Genomic DNA, 18968 nt, shown 5'->3' with positions numbered 1-18968 from the left:
ATCAGTTGCTTTGAGAATGGGAAGGTGTTAAGACGGGTTAGTAATTGATAATAATTCTTAATAGTAATTAAAGGAACTCCAATGCGCCTTTCAGCCTATTTTCTTGCCGCTTCTGCTGCTGTCGCTGGTCTGACGGCTTCTGCAACTGCGTATGCTAAGGAAGTAAATCTGTATTCCTACCGCCAGGAAAAATTGATTCGACCGATTCTGGATGAGTTCGAGAAAGAAACCGGCATTAAAGTTAATGTTGTTTTTGCGAAAAAAGGAATGTTGGAACGGTTGAAATCTGAAGGCATGAACAGTCCTGCAGATGCGATCCTGACAACAGACATCAGCCGCCTGAAAGCGCATAAAGATGCCGGTGTTCTACAGTCGGTTTCTTCTGACAAGCTTGCGCAGAATATCCCGGCGCAATACAGGGATCCTGCAGGTGTTTGGTATGGCCTCACAGTTCGAAGCCGTGTCATTTACTATGCGACAGATCGGGTTAAGCCGTCCGAACTTTCAACTTATGAGGATCTTGCGGATCCAAAATGGAAAGGCCGCATTTGTGTTCGCTCTTCCAGCAATGTGTATAATCAGTCCATGCTAGCGGCTATGATTGCCCATAAGGGATCAGCTGAAGCGGAAAAATGGGCCGCGGGCATCAAGGAAAATCTTGCCCGGAAGCCACAAGGCGGGGACCGGGATCAGATTAAAGCCGCGGCTGCCGGTGAGTGCGATGTTGCAATCGGCAATACCTACTATTACGGCAAAATGCAGAATGCCAAGGACAAGGTCCAGTTGGACGCTGTGAAAAAGGTCGCCATGTTCTGGCCTAACCAAGAAGATCGGGGCGCACATGTGAATATTTCAGGCGCTGCGGTCACTAAATCTGCAAAAAATAAGGCTGAAGCCATAAAGTTGATTGAGTTTTTGTCTGATACAAAAGCGCAGGAATTTTATGCATCGTCCAACTATGAATATCCAGTCAAACAAGGGGTAAAGCTGGATAAAACTGTCGCCGGCTGGGGGAACTTTAAGGCTGATGCGATTGGTTTGGATAAAGTCGCGGCTGAACAGGTCGAAGCTGTTAAAATCTTTGACCGTGTTGGCTGGCGCTAGTTGTTGACCAATAAAGCCTGATCAAGGGCTGCAGGATGTCTTTCCTGCAGCCCTTTTTTCGTTGTGGAGATGTGCGGCTTCCTGGCGATAAGTTGTCGTGGGCTCGCTTGCTTTGAATAACAGGCTATTAATTGAGAGCTCTCCCTGAAGGTTGGGACTTAACGGGCATCGACGCAAATCACAAATGTATGGTCATAATTGTTAGGCCTAACATAGTCGCCAAGTGATCAAAAGGGGCTTCTGTGATCCGGCAGGTGCAAAAATATGCCAATTTTCAAATTCATTTTGTATTAGCCCAGCCCGCATGGGATAACGCGCTGTTATTAACGGAACTTCCAATCCGTAAATAATCATCACTCATCCTGTTGTTAAGTGAAGCCCGGTTTTGTCACTGAATCAGGTGGCAACGTTGCAAAGTCTATGGTGGCACCCACGAGCATCGAAATATTCGTTCAATTTCCAATGATCACAGAGATCAGAGTTTCGTTGTGGCGAATCCTGATGGCTCCGTCCGTGTCTTGCCGTGTACGATACATTTTGCGGGTATCTTTTAGATCTGGTCATATCGTCTATGTACGTGATGGCTTTTTGTCGTTATGTCGTCAGGGGCGGCGCCCCCGATCAAAGGTCAGGGGCTTTCACTATAGTAACGATCTCAGATGGATAAGGGTGTTTTACTTAACGGTTAAAAGCCTGTTGCAAATAGGTGACCCCTTCGTCGATGGCGGTTTGGGCTGCATCGATGGCACCGCCCAGGTTAATAAACCCATGGATCATGCCGGGATAATCCGTATAGGCGGCTTTACTACCTTCTGCATTCATTCGGTCGGCATAGGCCTTTCCTTCATCTTTCAAAGGGTCAAACCCGGCAGTCTGAATAAGCGCAGGCGGAAGATTTGCAAGCGAGTCGGCTATTAAAGGGGAGGCACGCCAGTCGCCCCGATCGGCCGCTCCCCGTAAATAATGATTTTGAAACCAAGTCATAAGAGCATTTGTCAGAAAATAACCGTCAGCAAAATCCCTATGGGAAGCGGTTTGCATTTCCATGTTTGTCGCGGGGTAGATAAGCCATTGTGCGGTCGGGCTCTGTATTGAATTATCCCGCGCTAGTAGACTGATTACGGCACTTATGTTGCCGCCAGCACTGTCGCCGCCAACGGCAATGCGGGCAGGGTCACCACCATGGCCTTTGATGGAGGCAATTGTCCATTGGTAGGCAGCATAGGCGTCTTCAATGGCCGCTGGAAATTTTGCTTCTGGCCCCATCCGATAGTCAACAGACAGAACGATAAAGGGACCCTGATTACTAATACTTCGGCAAAGCGCATCATGGGTATCAGGGCTTCCGACAACCCATCCGCCACCATGGTAGTAAACCAGAACCGGCAGTTTTTCTGCTGCATCAACAGGTTTATACAGGCGGGCTGGTATCGCGCCGTTCGGCCCGTCGATTGTAAGGTCGGTGATGCCTCCTGTGGGCACGTCTTTTTTCGTCAGCTTGACCGCCCTTTCTTCATACGCGGCTTTGGCTTCTGTTGCTGTCATCTCTTCAAACGGGGGGGCGCCTACCTGCTCGGCGATATCCAGAACCCATTTTGCCTGCGGGTCCAAATTCATGGCTTGGTGACTCTCTCTAATTTTTTTTCTACAAAGGCCAGTCTGTCCTGTCCCCAAAATATTTCTTCATCAATGACGTAACTTGGGGCGCCGAACACCCCTTTCTTTATCGCCTCTAGTGACAGTTGTTCATACTGAGATTGAATCTCTGCAGACTGTCCAACCGAAAAAAGGGTCTGTCCATTAAGGCCTTGATCATTGGCGACCTGAATGACGGTTGCATCGTCTGTGATATCCTTCTCTTCCACCCAGACAGCCTTTAAATATGCGCTGGCAAGATCGAGGACATTCCCGCCCTCTGCTTTCAAGGCCATACAAACTAGAGCGGCCTTTGTATGTGGAACCGGAAAAAATTTGGGGTCAAGATTAAGAGGCATATTCAATTCTTCCCGCCACCGTTTGAGTTCCTGATACCGATAGGCCCGTCGTTCTGGTGACCGCTTTGGCAGAGGCAGCCCGCCTGTGGCACTGAAAATGGTGGTAAACTCAGCCGGACAAAAATTGACTGTGGCGCCATATTTTTTCGCGAGAGCACAAAATCGATCATGCCCGAAATAGGTCCAGGGAGAGGAAAGGCTCGCGTAATAATCAATAGTGATGGTCATCAAATACCCTGCCGTTCTTGTTATTTGTTTGTGCGCCGATCTTGATATTAAAGGTATTTTGGCCTGCGGTTCATCGTTTGTCTAGGCTCAGTTACGTTTCATTTTTTTGGCGGCTTTTCAGATCTCTTGCCCGCGAGCAACATGGCCTGGGTTCGGTTTTTTACACCGAGCGCTTTAAATATTGCGGTAACATGGACTTTTACCGTTCCTTCCGACAAGCCGAGGATTTGGGCAATTTCACGATTTCTTTTACCATCGGCAATCAGATTGAGCACATCCGTTTGACGGTTTGTCAGTCCTTGCGCTTTCAAAAAACTGTTTGCGTTTTCTTTCAGGGACGGTGGCCGCACATCGTTGGTTTTTCGAGCAGGGCCTTGTAAGATTGGCTTTAAAATATCAACATAGGTTTGTTTGGACGCTGTCGTTGAGATGATTTTATTAAATGATGCAAGCCGTGCGTCCGTTGTTCCTTGGTAGGATGGATCGCTGGTGATGGCCAGAACCGTCGTTTCCGGATAGTCTGATCGAAAAGAATTGAGCGATTGGAACCCTTCTCCCTGAAGAATTTCAACACTGACGATAATCAAGTCATATGAAAATGCCATGAGCAATTCTACCAGCTCTTTATAGCGGCTGCTTTCGTCAATTATTAGCGGTTGCGGACTGACTTCTTTCAGAACAGAAATAAGCCCGAAACGAAAAAGGTCTTGTTTGTCAGCGACAAGCACACGCAAATTCTCTGTTCCTTCTCTTCTTGGGTTGTGGTTGGATGTCAATTATAGACAATTTTCGGGAGTTGATCATTGTTGCCGACAGGGCCTTTGAGGCCGGTTTTTTGAGTTATGGCAGCATACCCTGTTGGGGCATTTAGGCTTTTTTATGGCAGGTCATTTAAAGGCTCTTTCCATTCGGTATATTGGGATGAGGGAGGAGCTTTTCCAGTAGATTTTCCATCGAAATCGCTTCGTCAAAATTATAAGCACGGGCAATCTTTTGAATCATAATTCCCTGTTTGTTGCGGACGTTACTATGTGGGTGCTGGGACTTCAATTTCGCACTTTCCTGCAATGCGGTCTTAAAAGCCAGATAAAGATAGGGGGGGAGTTCGGCTTTTTCATAGAGACGTTTTAGGCCCAGGGGGCCTCTGTCAGAAACGAGGGCCGTTACCCGACGAACAGATATGCCAGAGACGAGCGATAGGCCGATTGTGAAGAAGGTCAGGTCATTTTCCAACAGGCTCCGCAGGATGAGAGTCGGCGATAAACGGCCGTCCGCGAAGAGTTGCCTTCCGGCCTTTTGCTTATCGATTAAGCTGTTCCGGCGTTTTATCTGGTCATAGAGCGTTTTTTCCTGAGCATTTGTCATCATCCGTGTCGCGACCTCTTCAGGGATCGGATAGGACTGAAACAGTTGTTCTTTTAATTCTTCAGAAATAATGTGACTGAGTTGGTTGATCGTTTCCGTTGGCAGGTGGGGGCGTTTTACAATGAGTTCGTGGATTTCATCGTCATGGGTAAATCGAATGATGATATTGTTAAAACCATGACGCCCTATTGTTGCTGTTTCATTCTCCAGACATGTAACAATGGCATCGTAGCAGCCAAATTCGGCTATCGCATCGGTCACTGTTTCACTTAACTCGGAGCGCGATGCAATCGCCACCTGACGTATATCTTCTGCATATTTGAGGATTTGGATAAGAATGCGATCCTCTAGAACGGTCGAGTTTTTCAAAATTGGCAGGGAAACGCTGTTTATATCCATTGCCAGTTGCATGGCGATTTCTTTGGGTAAATCATGATAGCTTTGAACCTGTTCGGCGATGGCTTGCCGAACATCTTCTTCAATGTCATTGACGAGAAAAGTCAGCAGTTGTTCGGCCAGTTTGTAGTCATCTGCTTCCATTGTCCCGGACGCGAAGTCATGCGCCACTGTTCTGGCCGTTGTCACGCGGGACGAAACGGTCATTGTGCTGAACAGATTTTCAATCCGCTCTCCGATATTGGGATCACGGTAATGCATTGCAGATACACCCCTTCTAAAAGGAGAAAAGAAATTAAGTGCTACCTAAATTAACAAAAATGTATTAATGAATTCATAAGAGCCCCCGTTCAGGTAGTTCAAAAATATAAAATTACTACTAAATGTAGCCTTTTAGGTCTTTGAACTGCCGAACGGCAAAAGAGTCTGTCATACCAGAGACAAAGTCTGTCATCTCCAGAAGCCATTCATAGCGTGGTTTCTTTTCCTTATCGGGAAAGAGGTTCAAAATCACATGGGAACGTGGTGAAAGTTTTGTGCCGTTTGCGTCGAAGGCTTCCCATTCCAGATTTGCTGTAAACAGAGCGTCTAGAATAGAGGTGAGAATTTCAGATCCTCTCAATTCTGCCTGTATCCGTTCCTTATGATTAAAAATATGTCGTTTACATAGATTTTCAATCTCTGAAAAAATGGATGCATTTGACGAATGGTGGAGTAAATCCCCTTTGTAGTTTCCTTCCAGAATGACCTTTTCATTGTCAGCAAAAATCTGCGAAACTTCGCCGATCAGATGGCCGATGCATTTTGCCCTGAGATAGGAAATTTTCTCAGACTTCTCAGTGAGCTCAGTATATCGATGCGGAGCATTCCCCAAAATACGGAGCATAATGTCCTCTGTTTCGGCAAATTCGAGGCGGCCCAGTTTGAAACCATCCTCAATATCGACGACCGAATAGCAGATATCGTCAGCGGCTTCGACCAGATAGGTCAATGGATGCCGGCACCAGTAACTTTCATGGCCCCTTTGAATAAGGCCAAGATCAGACGCAATCTCTTTAAAGCTGTCCAATTCGGATTGCATTATTCCAAATTTTTTCCCCGCGTAATCATCTTCAATCAGGTTGCTGACACTTGAAATCCGGGGATATTTCATAAACGTGCCTAAAGTGGCATAGGTCAGGCGAAGCCCTCCATTATTCCGCCAGTTTTGCAGCTTGGTCAGGATGCGAAACCCTTGGGCATTGCCTTCAAATTCAAGGAAATCCCGTTGCTCGGCGTCCGTCAGTTCGTCCAGATGCCCCTGTTTCAAGGGGCCTGTTTCAAACCAGTGGCGCATCGTATCCTCACCAAAGTGACCAAAAGGCGGGTTTCCAATGTCATGGGCTAGGCAGGCCGCAGAGACAATATGGCCAAATTCTGCAGGAGTGTAGTTTGTCCCCTTAAGATATCGGTCAATGACAACCTGCCCGGCGTTGGCTCCCAAAGATCGGCCGACCGAGGCGACTTCCATGGAATGGGTAAGGCGGGTCCGGACATAATCGCTTTCAATGAGGGAATGAACCTGCGTTTTGTCCTGAAGCCTGCGGAACGCCGAGGAAAAAACGATTCGGTCCTGATCTTTATGAAAGGGACTGCGAGACGCCGAAATGGGATCTATTGTGTCCTGACTGAACCGTTTGGTCGAAAGGAGCTTGTTCCAATCCATCATCGTATATTTCTTTCTCGGTTTCGTTGCCTGCCATCTAATAAGGCCCAGTTTATATGTAGGTTATGTTCCATATTCTTAACAGGGGCTTATTTCGAGTGCGTTTATGAACCCCAGCCTGGGTAAGTCACAATCAAATCTGCGAAAAGCTCACGGTTTCCGCGATCCATTGAGTGAATCATTTTGCTAAGACTACCGATCCCTTCGTTAAAAATGTCATCCGCATACCGCCCATCCCAAAGAGCAACCAGCAAAATTAACATGCGACGTTGGGCGTGAGAGAGTTTCAAACCACCATCTGAAGCCTTGTCAGCGCGTATGCTTTCTAAATCCGGCATCAGATCAAAATGATCTTTTGCCGTCTCTATTTTGCCGGTTTTTGATAAAAAATACCGGTTTAGTTGATTATAATTAATTGCTTCTTTAACAATTATGGTGAATTCTTCTTCAGACATTGAAGACTCCCATCCGCGTAACGTAATGTATCGTGGGAGAAGGTATGGAAAGACAGTCAGTAAAGCAATGAGTGAAAAACGTGCGTTAATCATCGATGATGAGAAAATGTTTGCCGATTTTGTCCGTCAGGTTGCTGAAGGCTTGGGCTATGAAGTCAGTGTGACTGATCAGGCGGATGTGTTTAAAGAGTCGTATCTTAGCTTCAAGCCGACCGTAATTATCCTGGATATGGTTATGCCGGGTGTCGAGGGGATTGAACTGGTAAACTGGCTCGCGGAGCAGGGCTGTGACGCCAAGATCATGGTCGTTACGGGGTATAATCCTCACTATGTTGACTTCGCCAAAACCATTGGAAGCGCTAAAGGTCTGGTCTCTGTTCAAAGTTATACCAAACCTATCAGTCTTGCTGATCTGCGAGCCGCTCTTTCTTAAGCCCATGCGGTTTTTGCACTCTTGATAATTCCTCCTTTATATGGAAGGATATAGTCAATATTACCTCTCAATGAGGGTGTAATGTTCTCAGGGCAGGGTGAAAGTCCCTACCGGCGGTAATGGTCTTCGGATCAAAGCCCGCGAGCGCCTGTTATGCAGGGTCAGCAGATCTGGTGTGAATCCAGAGCCGACGGTTATAGTCCGGATGGAAGAGAACAGACTAATGAAGGCTAGCAGGCTTGTATCTGCGGCAGCGTTCATGGTTTCTTGCCTTGAGTTTTTGATAGTCACTAACACAAGGCAAAAAAATGATCCAAGATAATAAAAAATCGTCTGGTGTCCTGTCTCAGGTCAAAAGCTCATCCCGAAAAATAGCGATAATTCAGGCTAACTGGCATATCGATATTGTTTCAAAAGCGAGCCAGTCTTTTACTGATGATTTGGTGAAAGGCGGAATAGACGAGCAGGACATCACAGTATTTGATGTGCCGGGAAGTTTGGAAATCCCTCTGATGGCACAAAAAATTATAGCAACCGGACAATATGATCTGGTTATGGCCACTGGCCTGATCGTGGATGGTGGCATTTACCGCCATGATTTTGTCGCGGCGACAGTACTGGAAGGCATGATGCGGGTACAGCTTGATAGCGGCATTCCTGTTCTTTCTGTCGTTTTGACACCGCATAATTTTCAGGAAGTTCCGGCGCATATGGACTTTTTCCGAGACCATTTTGTCCTTAAAGGCCAAGAAGCCGCTAACGCAGCCCTTCAGACGTTGAAGAATATGGCCATATTCGATGATACTGCCCGGTTGGCCTCCTGACCGTTCCTGCTCACTGCCCATCGGGCGCAGGAACGGCGTTCATTGTATCAGGCCGGTACAGCGCCTTTCTGCCAGTATCGATCTTTCAAAAGTCGTTTATAGAGCTTCCCCGTTGGATGACGGGGAAGCTCTTTCTCGAAATCAATGGATCTTGGACATTTGATGTGGCTTATTTTGCTGCGGCAGAATTCGGTCAGCTCGGCTGCAAGATCCGGCGAGGCTTCCGACCATTCAACAGGCTGAATGACAGCCTTGACTTCTTCACCAAAATCTTCATTCGGTACGCCAAATACAGCCGCATCATAGACTTTTGGGTGAGTAATCAGAAGGTCTTCAATCTCTTGAGGATATATATTCACGCCCCCGGAAATGATCATGTAACTTTTTCGGTCCGTCAAAAACAGGAAACCGTCATCGTCAATATATCCAACGTCTCCTAACGTGCTCCACCCTTTGTTATTATAGTTCTCGGCGGTCCGTTCCGGATCATTGTGGTAGGAAAAATCCTTTCCGTCAGAAAAATAGATTGTTCCGGTTTCGCCGTTTGGCAACTCTTCACCATCCTCACCAACAACATGAAGTGTGCCAATAACAGCCCGACCCACTGTACCGGGATGTCTAAGCCATTCTTGTGGGTTGACGGTACAGTACCCATTGCCTTCGGTTCCCCCGTAATATTCGTGAATGATCGGGCCCCACCAGTCCATCATCTTTTGTTTGACGGCTTGTGGGCACGGAGCCGCTGCGTGAATTGCGACTTCGAGGCTGCTAACATCATATTTAAGGCGTGTTTCTTCGGGCAACTTGAGCATTCTGACAAACATGGTGGGAACAAGTTGGCCATGAGTGATTTTGTAGTGCTCTACCAGTTTAAGATATTCTTCCGCGTCGAAATTTTCCATAATGATGCAGGTTGCTCCAAACCGCTGTACCCGCATGTTGTATCGCAGCGGCGCCGCATGATACAGCGGTGCCGGTGATAGGTATCGCGCGTCCTGATGAAAGCCGTAGAGCCCCTTCAGCACGTTATAGAGGTTATCCTCTGAGCCGATCGGATTTCCAATTTCGGCTGGTTTGATACCCTTGGGTTTGCCTGTTGTCCCCGATGAATACAGCATATCAGCGCCTTCACATTCATCAGCAAGCGGCGTGCTGGGGAAATTGGAAATTTCGGTTTCATACGACAAGTATCCCGGTCGCGTATCATCCAGCATTAGCCAAGTATCGACAGAATCGACGGAGTTTATTAATTCGTCTGCCAAATCAGCTTTGGCCGCTGAGGTGATGAAAAGCCGCGCGCCGCAATCTTTAACGATGTAACTGGCTTCGTCTGCTGAAAGCCGCGAAGAAATTGCTGTGTAGTATAGGCCCGCCCGCTGTGCCGCCCAGCAAATTTCAAGAAACCGGCTATGATTTTCCATTAAGAAGGCAATATGGCTTCCGATCTCAAGTCCTAACGACCGAAAATATTGGGCCGTACGGTTGGACCGCTCGTCCAGCTCCTTGTAAGTGATTGTCTCTCCTGAACCTGCCATGATGATGGCGGGCTTGTTGGGTGTGCTTTGTGCGAAATCCCGGATATGCATGCGCGTTCTCCTAGTAAGACTTCGGTAAGCCAAGAGCCTTTTCGGCGATGTAGCATAAAATCAACTGAGGACTCACCGGAGCGATCCGGCAAATCATGACTTCGCGCATCAGCCTTTCCACTGTAAATTCTTTTGCATATCCCACACCGCCATGGGTCATAACAGCCTGTGTACAGGCTTTGAAACCAGCCTCGCCTCCTAAATATTTAGCAGCATTGGCATAGGTGCCGGATTCTTCGCCATTGTCATACAGGTAAGCGGCTTTCATCGCCATGAGCAGGGCCGCTTCAAGTTCCATCCAATTTTCAGCGAGTGGATGTTGAATACCCTGGTTTTGGCCAATCGGGCGACCAAACACTTCACGTTCAGCTGCATAAGAAGCGGCCCTTTTCAACGCGTTCATGCCGAGGCCGACCCCTTCAACGCCCACCAGCACTCTTTCCGGATTTAAGCTGTGCAGGAGGTAATAAAAGCCTTTGCCTTCTTCCCCGATCAAATCCTCTTCCGGAATGGGCAGGTCGTTAATGAAAACCTCATTGGAATCAACTGATTTCCGGCCCATCTTGTCGATAACGCGGACGTCACAGTATTCACGGTTCAGATCCGTAAAAAACAATGAGAGACCATCCGTTGATTTTTTACAGTCTTCTTTCGGGGTTGTCCGGGCAAGGAGCATGATCTTGTCGGCTTCCTGACCGGTTGTTGTCCACATCTTCTGACCATTAGCGATATAATGATTGCCGGTCTTTACGGCGCGGGTTTGCAGGCTGGTCGTGTTCAGGCCGGCATTGGGTTCGGTGACGCCGAAACAGGACTTGATTTCCCCTTTGATCAGGGGCGGCAAAAACCGGTTTTTCTGTTCATCATTGCCAAATACGACAATGGGATGAGGGCCAAATATATTGATGTGAATGGAGGACGCTGCCGACATACCCCCGGATGATTTGGCAACTTCGTGCATCATTATGGCCGCTTCTGTAACGCCTAATCCCGCACCGCCATATTCTTCGGGCATTGTGATACCAAGCCATCCAGCATCAGCCATTGCTTTGTGAAAATCGTTGGGGAATTCGCCGGTTCTATCCCTGTCTCGCCAATAGGCATCGTCAAAACGGCTACATAAGGCCGCTACATTATCGCGGATGGCTTCTTGTTCTTCGGACAACGAAAAATCCATTGGAAAATCTCCATTTTTTATTTTTTTTTGATTGTTTTCAGACTGCCTGAATTCTTGTGGTTTCGCAAGGATATCTGCGGGGCAAAAAAAACGCCCGACAGGGAATGCCGGGCGTTTTATGTCTCTGGATCAATCTATGGCTAATTCAGCATTTGCTGAGGCAGCCACAGGATGAGAGATGGGAAGGCAATAAACAGCGCGACCGTCAGAACGTCCGCGACAAAGAACGGCCCGATCCCGCGGAACACATCCGCTAAGGGGATATCCGGTCGAACCCCATTAACGACATAACAGTTCAATCCAATCGGTGGTGTAATCAAGCAGATTTCAACCATCTTAACGACGATGATACCAAACCAGATCGGATCATAACCCAGCCCAATAACCGCCGGATATACAACTGGCAATGTTAGAAGAAGCATACCGATTGCATCCATAAACATACCCAGAATTGCATACCCACACAGGATCATGACGATGATCATGGTGGGGGGCAGGGGGAGACCCAAAATCCACTCGGCAAACGCTTCAGGCAGACCCGAAAAGCCCAGAAAGCGAACGAAGACCAAAACGCCCCAGATGATGGAAAAAATCATCACGGAGAGCTTAGCAGTTTCAAACAGAGCATCCTTGAGCGCTTTGGTGCGCATACCATGTATCAGGGCCAGAATGAAGACAACAAACGCACCAAGTGCACCGGCTTCCGTCGGTGTTGCCCAACCGCCATAAATGGCACTGAAGATAATCGCAATAACAGCGACAATCGGCAATGTGCCTGGCAGAGATTTCATTCGGTCAGAAAAGGTGTATCCCCGGACGGGTGGGCCCAACTTTGGGTTGACGGTCGCCCGGCCCATGATGATAACGGCGTAGATTAACGCCGATACAATGCCTGGAATGAAACCGGCCAGCAAAAGAGCACCGACAGATTGTTCCACAATAATGGCATAAATCACCAAAATAGCGCTGGGAGGGATCAGGGATGCAAGGGTTCCGCCTGCGGCGACGACGCCGGCTGCAAGCCGTCGATCATACCCTGCTTTCAGCATCTCTGGGATAGCAACCCGGCTGAACACAGCCGCTGTTGCCGTACTTGCGCCCGAGACGGCAGCAAAACCACCAGCAGCGAAGACAGTCGCTACAGCCAGTCCGCCCGGAACCCAGCCAAACCATTTTTTGGCAGCATCAAAAGCAGACGTCGTAATGCCGGCATGAAATGCCAAATAACCGATCAGGATGAACATTGGCAAAACGCTCAGGGAATAGAGCGTTGATTTCGAATGGGGAATGGTTCCTACAATGCCGGTTCCTGCGTCCCAGCCAATGATTGAAACAATGCCCAGCATGCCGACCATGGTGGCTGCGATATAGACGCGAACACCCAAGAACACCATTAACATAAGGGCGCCCATACCAATGACGCCAGTTGTGAGTGGATCAAGTTCCATTATTCTACACCTCCACTCGTTTTTTTGTTTTTTCGTCTGTAATTTTCATCAAACTGAGCTTTTGCAGCGGCTTCTTCACCCAAAGCATCCGCAATTTCATGGCGGGCCTGTTCTTCCACATCTTCGATAACGGGAACAGCAATAATCTGGGCATAGGGGAAGATGAACAGTCTTATGAACCCAACAGTTTGAACGGCGAACCGAACCCACAAAACACAGAATGAAAGTGGAATGATTAATTTCGCTGGCCAGATTGGGAGTCCGATATCCATTGTGGAATCGCCAAACTCGTAGGCGCGCATGAAGTGCAGCCAGCTGTTTTCGATCAGGATCGTGATCACGAAAAGGCCGACAATTGTGGCAAAAGCTTCAAAGAAATAAAGCATTCTTCCTCTGAATTTGGCCATGAACAAGTCCATACGAACATGCCCGCCTAGACGCTGGCAGTAAGCGATGCCAAAAAAGGCAAAAACAACCATGCTCTGTTCAATGAAATCAATGTAACCCGGAATGGGTAAACTGAAGAATTTACGGCCAAATACCTGAGTTACACCAAGAAGCATAACGCCAAAGATGGCAATTGCCGAAAAAGCGTTGAGGATATTTTCGAACCTTGAAAACAAGCGATCAAAAGCAGCCAACGCCCCTTTCGGAGGCGGGCCCGAACTAGCAATTTGTGTGTTCATGATGATATTTCAATAAAAGAAGGGGTCTGAAAAATCAGACCCCTTGATTGGATACAGTCTTACTTAGACGCGTTCGCGGCAGTTGTCATGATGAGATCCAGAAGTTCCTGACCAGGAAGTCCTTTTTCTTTCATGCTTGCAAGCCAATCATCCCAAACTGGTTTTGCGCCCGCTTTGCGGAATGCAGCCAGTTCTTCGTCTGAATAAGTGATTGCCTCAAGTCCTTTTTCCTTCATCATAGGAAGGTTTTTGGCATCTGCGGCTTCATAGGCAGAAATCAACGCATCATAAGCAGGTGCTTTGGCGTCTAAAAGCAGTTTCTGGTACTGTTCTGGCAAAGCTTTCCACGCTGGAATATTCACGACAACCGGGCAGTTTACAGCGCCTGGTGAGAGGTTCGCTGTATACCATTTACCAACATCCGTCAGCTTGTACGCAACGTGGGCGTATGTGAACGGGAAGGATGCTGCTTCAACAGTGCCGCGTTCCAGTGATGTATAGGTTTCTGAAGCTGTCACTGTTGTTGGAACAGCGCCGAGTTTTGTCATCGCTTTACCAATGCCACCCAAAGCGCGAACCCGCTTTCCTTTCCAGTCTTCCAATGTCCGTGGTGGTTTACCAACGCCAGTGAACTCATACTGAGGCAGAAGAGAGCTCATCAGGAGGTAAGCATCCCAGCGTGCCAGATCTTTGGCTACTTCAGGGTGCTGATAGTATGCATCATGCACAGCGGCCTGAACCCGCAGGTTAGGGAATGGGAGGAACGGAAGATCCAGACCCGTCAGTGTTGGGTTTTTGTCAGGGTGGTAAGGAGAGCAGAACATCGCCATCTGAAAGGCACCAAGCTTGATACCGTCAAGGTTTTCTCTGGATTTTGAGAGGGCCTCACCATAATGGATCTTGATTTTGAATTTGCCGCCAGTGCGTTCGTCGGCCATGTCGCGGAGGGTTTCAATACCCTTGGTAAATGCCCGCTGCTTACCCCAAACGGAAAGGTTCCATTTTACTTTCGGTCCGTCCACCATATCAGCGGCACTTGCACCAAATGCGAAGCCTGCAACGGTCGTTACAGCAGCTACAGACAATAATGTCTTTTTAATCATAATATTAGGTCTCCCTTACCCTGTGGATGTCTATTGTTTTCTTTAGGAACAATTGAGGTAACTTAAGCACGGATTATTAGTGATTTCAACACGATGTTCAGACTTGATGGAACAAAACAGTGTTATTTCCAGTGTGCTAATAGGATTTGGGGGGAAACGTCGGGTCTATTTGCCTAAATGCCCGCTAAGTGAGAGTAGTTTTCCTGTTACACATCACATAATTCTATCGTAGTGTTCCACGATGCAGAATCATTATCCGGGAAGTGAACGAAAGCACGCGAAACTCGGTTTTCTTCTGATCTTATTGAAGCGTCTTGAAGATCGGGAAAGGTTCATCATATGGAAGATCAGGCACCAGACTGCAGTGAGAGAAAAAATTAAAAAATTGCCCTCCCTATTACTTGTTGGCCACGGGTCCAGCGAAACTGATCAGGCGAAAAAAGCCATTACCGATCACGCAGAAACATTGCGCGCAAAAGGTCATTTTTCAGATGTCATGACCTATTTTCTATCCGATGGTGCCCCGCTTCCACAGAGACCAGAAGGCGATTTTTTCATCGTTCCTTTCTTCATGAGTGATGGCTATTTTTCGGGGCCGAGAATTCGGCAGCTTTTCGGAATGAGGCACAATCAGATGCAGGACGAACGGGGGCTGGTTATGTTATGTCCCCCGGTTGGAATGCTGCCGCAAATGAGTGATCTGCTGCTGAAGGTTGCGCGGGAGGTCTGTGAAAAGCATAGTATTCAAGAAGCGCAAGCCGATATTGTTATAGCGGCTCATGGCTCATCGAAGTCGCCAGCGTCTCGGCAGGCGACCCTTCTTCATGCGGATGCTCTGCGCCATACGGACCGTTTCGCTGATGTGAGAGAAGTTTTTCTTGAAGAAGAACCTTTTGTCAGTGATTGGGCTCAAAAGAGATCTGAGCCAAGCCGTTTGACAATCGTGCTGGGCCTGTTTGCTGCTGAGGGTCCGCATTCCATGGAGGATGTTCCGAAAGCGCTTAAAGAAGGGGCGGTTGCCCGGGGTGTTGATGAGAGTGAGTGGATTTATACCGGACCGGTCGGTCTTCAGGCTGACATGGTAAGACTTGTTGAGACATCGATTGCCCAATATAATGAGGGTCGATAAGGCTTCGGTTTTTGCATAAAAGTAACGTATTTATTCAATTACTGGATTAATTGAACAGAAACGATTGAGCTTTGCCCTGTTTTTCTGTATTGCAGGGGAATATTTAATGAATGAGGTCCGTAACGGATGAGTGATCGCAAATCTTCTAGGGTTGTTCGCAAGAAAATTGCAGCAACTGTCAAATTCTTCGACGAAGCCAAAGGGTTTGGTTTTGTCTCGCCATCAGATGGCTCCCCAGATGCCTTTATCCATATTTCGGTTTTGCAGGATACGTCCTATACCGAATTTGTTGAAGGTATGCGGATCATCTGTGATCTGGCAGAAGGAGATAGAGGCCCGCAGGTCGCCGCCATTCACGAGCCTGAAGAAGGCGCTGGCGCAAGTCCCGTGGGGCAAGCGGTCGAAATCGAAGGTGTTGTCACAGCTTTTGTTCCTGAACATAAATACGGTTTTGTCACTCCAGATAGTGGCGGCGCTGATGTTTTTATTCACACAAATATGCTGGAACGTTCTGAGGTTGAAATGGAAAACTTCGGCGTCGATACCAAAGTAAAATGTGTAATCCGTCAGGGTCTAAAAGGTCCTATCGCGGATAGCCTCGAAGTTCTGCAATAGGCTGGAGCGGACCATGACACGTACAGAATCATTGCGCGTACAACGCTACTTGCGCGAAAAATTCGGAAACGAAAACTTTGTTGTTAAAGAGCGTCGTCCGTCTGACGGTACTGCGGAAGTGATGCTTGGAGATGAATTCATCGGCGTTGTGTATCGCGACGAGGATGAGGGCGAGATTTCTTTCGCGTTTCACATGACGATCCTGGATATCGATTTGCCCGAAACATCCTAGTTTCCGGTTAGGATCCTTCAAAGATCAGGAGAAAATGGCCAGCTTGACGCTGGCCTTTCTTTTTTTTGCCATTAATCTGTTATAATTTCCCCGGATGAGCAGGAATTATACAAAAATTGGTGTCTTGAATGTGCTTTTGGCACTTTTCGCCCTTTTTGGTGCGCCCAAGGCTTTTGCGATCGACGGAATGATAGAGCTTTCTGTCAACGGAGATGCAGGTCAGGTATTTTCGGGGGATTGCTACCTGAAGAAAAAACGGGGGGCGGAGGCGCGGCATCGTATTCAGGGGCAGGTACCGGTATCCATCTGGCTTCCCGCTGATGCCGTCAGATGCAACCTTCAAAAAAGCTCGGTAAAGGGACAGCTTATTGTGTCTCTGAAGAGGGGTGAGTACATTGAAATCACCCAAAAAAGTCGATACCCTCTTAAATGGGTTGTCATCTCAAGCCGGGGTCCTTGGGGACAGCCTACTGGAGGTGTATACGCCGCGCGCCCGGTTTTAAAATAAAAATGCGCGATACTATTTGTCATCAGTGGATTTTGATGACCTGAGTAACATGCTTATAAAAATAGCTGCTTTTTCTTGCTCAGATTCTACAAAAGTATGAAAACTGGTTCATTTTTGTCACTCTTTGTTGATTATTGTTTTCAGTTTCTTATTTTCATCTAAGGAAAGACATAGTAGCTTTTTATTAATGGCGGAGAGATTCATTTGAGTATTTGTTGAATAATCTAATTATTCGCGTTCAACATTAAAGAACAAGCTCATACCGTATTATTTTTTGACTAGTCCTATTCAAATTTAGGGGAGAGATATGAAAAACGTAATTACCCTTGCTGTTCTTGGAGCAGCATCAATGGCCCTCGCAGCCTGTGGCGGTAAACTTGGTGAAGCCGAGCACCTGGATGCAACTGGATCGGCCTTCAACAAGGCGCTTTATGCCGATTATATTACTCTCTCAAAAGGGGAATATGGTGAGGGCGATTATACAGACTCGGATCGCTTCGCTGAAAAAGCGATGGTGGCAGCATCTGGTGCAACAGTCGGACCATACGATCCACGTAACTGGAAGATCCCAACAGATCGTCAGTCTGTGATGAACGGTGCCCATGGTCGCCTTCTACAAGCTCTGAGCACAACCGCTCCTCAGAAAGCAACAGCGCAGCTTGCACGCGCTCAAACCAGCTTCGATTGCTGGGTACAGGAACAGGAAGAAAATTTCCAGCCTGACCATATCGCAGCGTGTCGGGATGCCTTCATTGCTGCAATGGCAGAAGTCGACAAAGCAATGATGGTTGCAAAACCAGCAGCGCCAGCCCCTGCACCGAAACCAGCAATGGCTGAAGCAAAAAGCTGGGAAATCCTGTTCCAGTTTGACAGCACTAAAATGCTTCCTGGTTCAGACAGCAAAATTAAAGAGGCTGTTGGATATGTCAGCAACTTTAAACGCCCTCGCGTAACGATTGCAGGTTATACGGATACTTCTGGTTCCGCAGCCTACAACAAAGAGCTTTCAACCCGTCGTTCAGAAGCTCTGGCAGTCATGGCGATGGACATGGGACTTGATCCGAAAAATGTGATCATGCGGAGCTACGGTGAAGACCGTCTTGGCGTGCCAACAGCGGATGGCGTGAAGAACCAGAAAAACCGTCGTGCGGTTATTACAATCGAAAGCAAATAATCCATCTAATCAGGCGTGAGTTTTATACTCACGCCTTTTTTAACTGAGGAGGCAGTAATGCCGTCTGTTATCAAATCTTTGGTAAGCGTTTTTGCTTTAATTGCTTTTTCTGTTCTCGTATCTGCTTGCTCGCCCGAAGTTGGCAGTAAAGAATGGTGCGACGCGATGAAAGAAAAGCCAAAAGGTGACTGGTCAACAAATGAGTTGGCTGAGTTCACAAAAAACTGCGTCCTTTAAGGGCTGCACGTTATTCCAGCAGGTCGGTCACCATGTTTCAATAGAGATGGTGACCCCGGCAGGACTCGAACCTGCTACCCCCAGATTAGGAATCTGATGCTCTATCCTGATGAGCTACGGGGCCACTGCCTATACATATTTGGAACGGCCTTGAAAACGCAAGCGCTTTTATTCGCAGCTTATATGAAATGTAGCGTTGACCTAATAAACGGCTGAGATTCATGCCTGTTGGAGTCCATTCGGCGGCCAAAATGTACAAATTTGTAATGTTGCGGAAAAGGCACATATAGAAGCTCAGATTTTTGCTGCTTCGTACGTGGGTTCATCAACACTTTTATTCGATAGGGCTTCGGCAGTAAAAGAAGGAATAGCACGTTCTTCCTGATGTACGGTACGGGTCTCTTTGACCTTCCCTTAAACACACTCAGCGTCTGCTGTGTCGGTGGAGATTAAGATGAAAAAAATCGTATTGGGTACGACAGCCTTGCTTGCTGCTACAGCCCTGACTACAGGTTCCGCAAATGCGGCAGACAAAATCAAACTGAGCCTGGGTGGTTACCTCCAGACTT

Annotated in this window: 20 protein-coding genes, 1 tRNA gene and 1 riboswitch; of the genes, 9 read left to right on the top strand and 12 right to left on the bottom strand. The window is 47.6% G+C overall.

The annotated features are described in order from the left end of the window. Positions 1–81: 81 nt before the first annotated feature. A complete protein-coding gene (locus ACJAYR_RS15065) occupies positions 82–1104 on the top strand; it encodes a Fe(3+) ABC transporter substrate-binding protein (protein WP_415237365.1) in 1023 nt (340 codons plus the stop codon). 678 nt (positions 1105–1782) lie between these two features. Here ACJAYR_RS15065 and ACJAYR_RS15060 read toward each other — a convergent pair. The 6 genes from ACJAYR_RS15060 to ACJAYR_RS15035 all read right to left on the bottom strand — a co-directional run bounded on the left by ACJAYR_RS15060 (position 1783) and on the right by ACJAYR_RS15035 (position 7247). Continuing rightward, the gene (locus ACJAYR_RS15060) at positions 1783–2721 is read right to left on the bottom strand and encodes an alpha/beta hydrolase fold domain-containing protein (protein ID WP_415237364.1); all 939 of its coding nucleotides are present in this window, start codon (positions 2719–2721) and stop codon (positions 1783–1785) included. Further along, positions 2718–3326, bottom strand: coding sequence for a 2-hydroxychromene-2-carboxylate isomerase (locus ACJAYR_RS15055; protein WP_415237363.1), 609 nt, complete (start codon positions 3324–3326; stop codon positions 2718–2720). The genes ACJAYR_RS15060 and ACJAYR_RS15055 overlap by 4 nt, the downstream gene beginning before the upstream one ends. A gap of 98 nt (positions 3327–3424) precedes the next feature. Further along, positions 3425–4054, bottom strand: coding sequence for a DNA-binding response regulator (locus ACJAYR_RS15050; protein WP_415237375.1), 630 nt, complete (start codon positions 4052–4054; stop codon positions 3425–3427). 163 nt (positions 4055–4217) lie between these two features. Then, positions 4218–5348: a DUF2336 domain-containing protein gene (locus ACJAYR_RS15045; RefSeq protein WP_415237362.1), complete on the bottom strand. Its 1131-nt coding sequence runs from the start codon at positions 5346–5348 to the stop codon at positions 4218–4220. A gap of 118 nt (positions 5349–5466) precedes the next feature. Then, a complete protein-coding gene (locus ACJAYR_RS15040; RefSeq protein WP_415237361.1) occupies positions 5467–6795 on the bottom strand; it encodes a deoxyguanosinetriphosphate triphosphohydrolase in 1329 nt (442 codons plus the stop codon). Positions 6796–6896: 101 nt separating this feature from the next. Next, positions 6897–7247 (bottom strand): hypothetical protein, encoded by a 351-nt coding sequence (locus ACJAYR_RS15035; protein ID WP_415237360.1) that lies wholly within the window; start codon positions 7245–7247, stop codon positions 6897–6899. A 67-nt stretch (positions 7248–7314) separates the two neighbouring features. On the opposite strand from ACJAYR_RS15035, the gene ACJAYR_RS15030 reads away from it, so the two are divergent. Both ACJAYR_RS15030 and ACJAYR_RS15025 read left to right on the top strand, forming a co-directional pair. Next, positions 7315–7680, top strand: a complete 366-nt coding sequence (locus tag ACJAYR_RS15030; RefSeq protein WP_169546284.1) for a response regulator — start codon at positions 7315–7317, stop codon at positions 7678–7680. A gap of 79 nt (positions 7681–7759) precedes the next feature. After that, positions 7760–7901: riboswitch (FMN riboswitch) on the top strand. A gap of 87 nt (positions 7902–7988) precedes the next feature. Further along, positions 7989–8504, top strand: a complete 516-nt coding sequence (locus ACJAYR_RS15025; RefSeq protein WP_415237359.1) for a 6,7-dimethyl-8-ribityllumazine synthase — start codon at positions 7989–7991, stop codon at positions 8502–8504. A gap of 47 nt (positions 8505–8551) precedes the next feature. Here the strand turns inward: ACJAYR_RS15025 and ACJAYR_RS15020 are convergent, their stop codons facing one another. The 5 genes from ACJAYR_RS15020 to ACJAYR_RS15000 all read right to left on the bottom strand — a co-directional run bounded on the left by ACJAYR_RS15020 (position 8552) and on the right by ACJAYR_RS15000 (position 14504). After that, a complete protein-coding gene (locus ACJAYR_RS15020) occupies positions 8552–10090 on the bottom strand; it encodes an AMP-binding protein (RefSeq protein ID WP_415237358.1) in 1539 nt (512 codons plus the stop codon). Between the two features lie 10 nt (positions 10091–10100). After that, entirely contained in the window at positions 10101–11267 is a 1167-nt protein-coding gene (locus ACJAYR_RS15015; protein WP_415237357.1) for an acyl-CoA dehydrogenase family protein, read from the bottom strand. A gap of 140 nt (positions 11268–11407) precedes the next feature. Beyond that, positions 11408–12715 (bottom strand): TRAP transporter large permease, encoded by a 1308-nt coding sequence (locus tag ACJAYR_RS15010; RefSeq protein ID WP_169546288.1) that lies wholly within the window; start codon positions 12713–12715, stop codon positions 11408–11410. After that, complete coding sequence (locus ACJAYR_RS15005; RefSeq protein ID WP_415237356.1) at positions 12715–13401, bottom strand: TRAP transporter small permease subunit; 687 nt, start codon at positions 13399–13401, stop codon at positions 12715–12717. The genes ACJAYR_RS15010 and ACJAYR_RS15005 overlap by 1 nt, the downstream gene beginning before the upstream one ends. Positions 13402–13460: 59 nt before the next feature. Further along, the gene (locus ACJAYR_RS15000) at positions 13461–14504 is read right to left on the bottom strand and encodes a C4-dicarboxylate TRAP transporter substrate-binding protein (protein WP_415237355.1); all 1044 of its coding nucleotides are present in this window, start codon (positions 14502–14504) and stop codon (positions 13461–13463) included. 364 nt (positions 14505–14868) lie between these two features. Here ACJAYR_RS15000 and ACJAYR_RS14995 point away from each other — a divergent pair, with 364 nt between their 5' ends. From ACJAYR_RS14995 to ACJAYR_RS14970, 6 genes are all read left to right on the top strand, one after another. After that, entirely contained in the window at positions 14869–15633 is a 765-nt protein-coding gene (locus ACJAYR_RS14995; protein ID WP_415237354.1) for a CbiX/SirB N-terminal domain-containing protein, read from the top strand. 126 nt (positions 15634–15759) lie between these two features. Further along, complete coding sequence (locus tag ACJAYR_RS14990; RefSeq protein WP_415237353.1) at positions 15760–16248, top strand: cold-shock protein; 489 nt, start codon at positions 15760–15762, stop codon at positions 16246–16248. Between the two features lie 13 nt (positions 16249–16261). Then, a complete protein-coding gene (locus tag ACJAYR_RS14985; RefSeq protein ID WP_169546293.1) occupies positions 16262–16480 on the top strand; it encodes a DUF3126 family protein in 219 nt (72 codons plus the stop codon). Between the two features lie 94 nt (positions 16481–16574). After that, positions 16575–16988 (top strand): hypothetical protein, encoded by a 414-nt coding sequence (locus ACJAYR_RS14980; RefSeq protein ID WP_415237352.1) that lies wholly within the window; start codon positions 16575–16577, stop codon positions 16986–16988. Positions 16989–17295: 307 nt separating this feature from the next. Further along, complete coding sequence (locus ACJAYR_RS14975; RefSeq protein WP_415237351.1) at positions 17296–18162, top strand: OmpA family protein; 867 nt, start codon at positions 17296–17298, stop codon at positions 18160–18162. Positions 18163–18219: 57 nt separating this feature from the next. Further along, positions 18220–18399, top strand: a complete 180-nt coding sequence (locus ACJAYR_RS14970; protein ID WP_169546296.1) for a DUF3012 domain-containing protein — start codon at positions 18220–18222, stop codon at positions 18397–18399. A gap of 47 nt (positions 18400–18446) precedes the next feature. On the opposite strand, the gene ACJAYR_RS14965 is transcribed toward ACJAYR_RS14970, so the two are convergent. Next, positions 18447–18523 (bottom strand) — tRNA-Arg (locus ACJAYR_RS14965). Positions 18524–18968 lie beyond the last annotated feature (445 nt).

The sequence above is a fragment of the Sneathiella sp. genome (assembly GCF_047631475.1).
GTDB lineage: Bacteria > Pseudomonadota > Alphaproteobacteria > Sneathiellales > Sneathiellaceae > Sneathiella.
The sequence above is the reverse complement of the archived record's forward strand: the minus strand, read 5'-3'. Positions and strand labels throughout refer to the sequence as shown.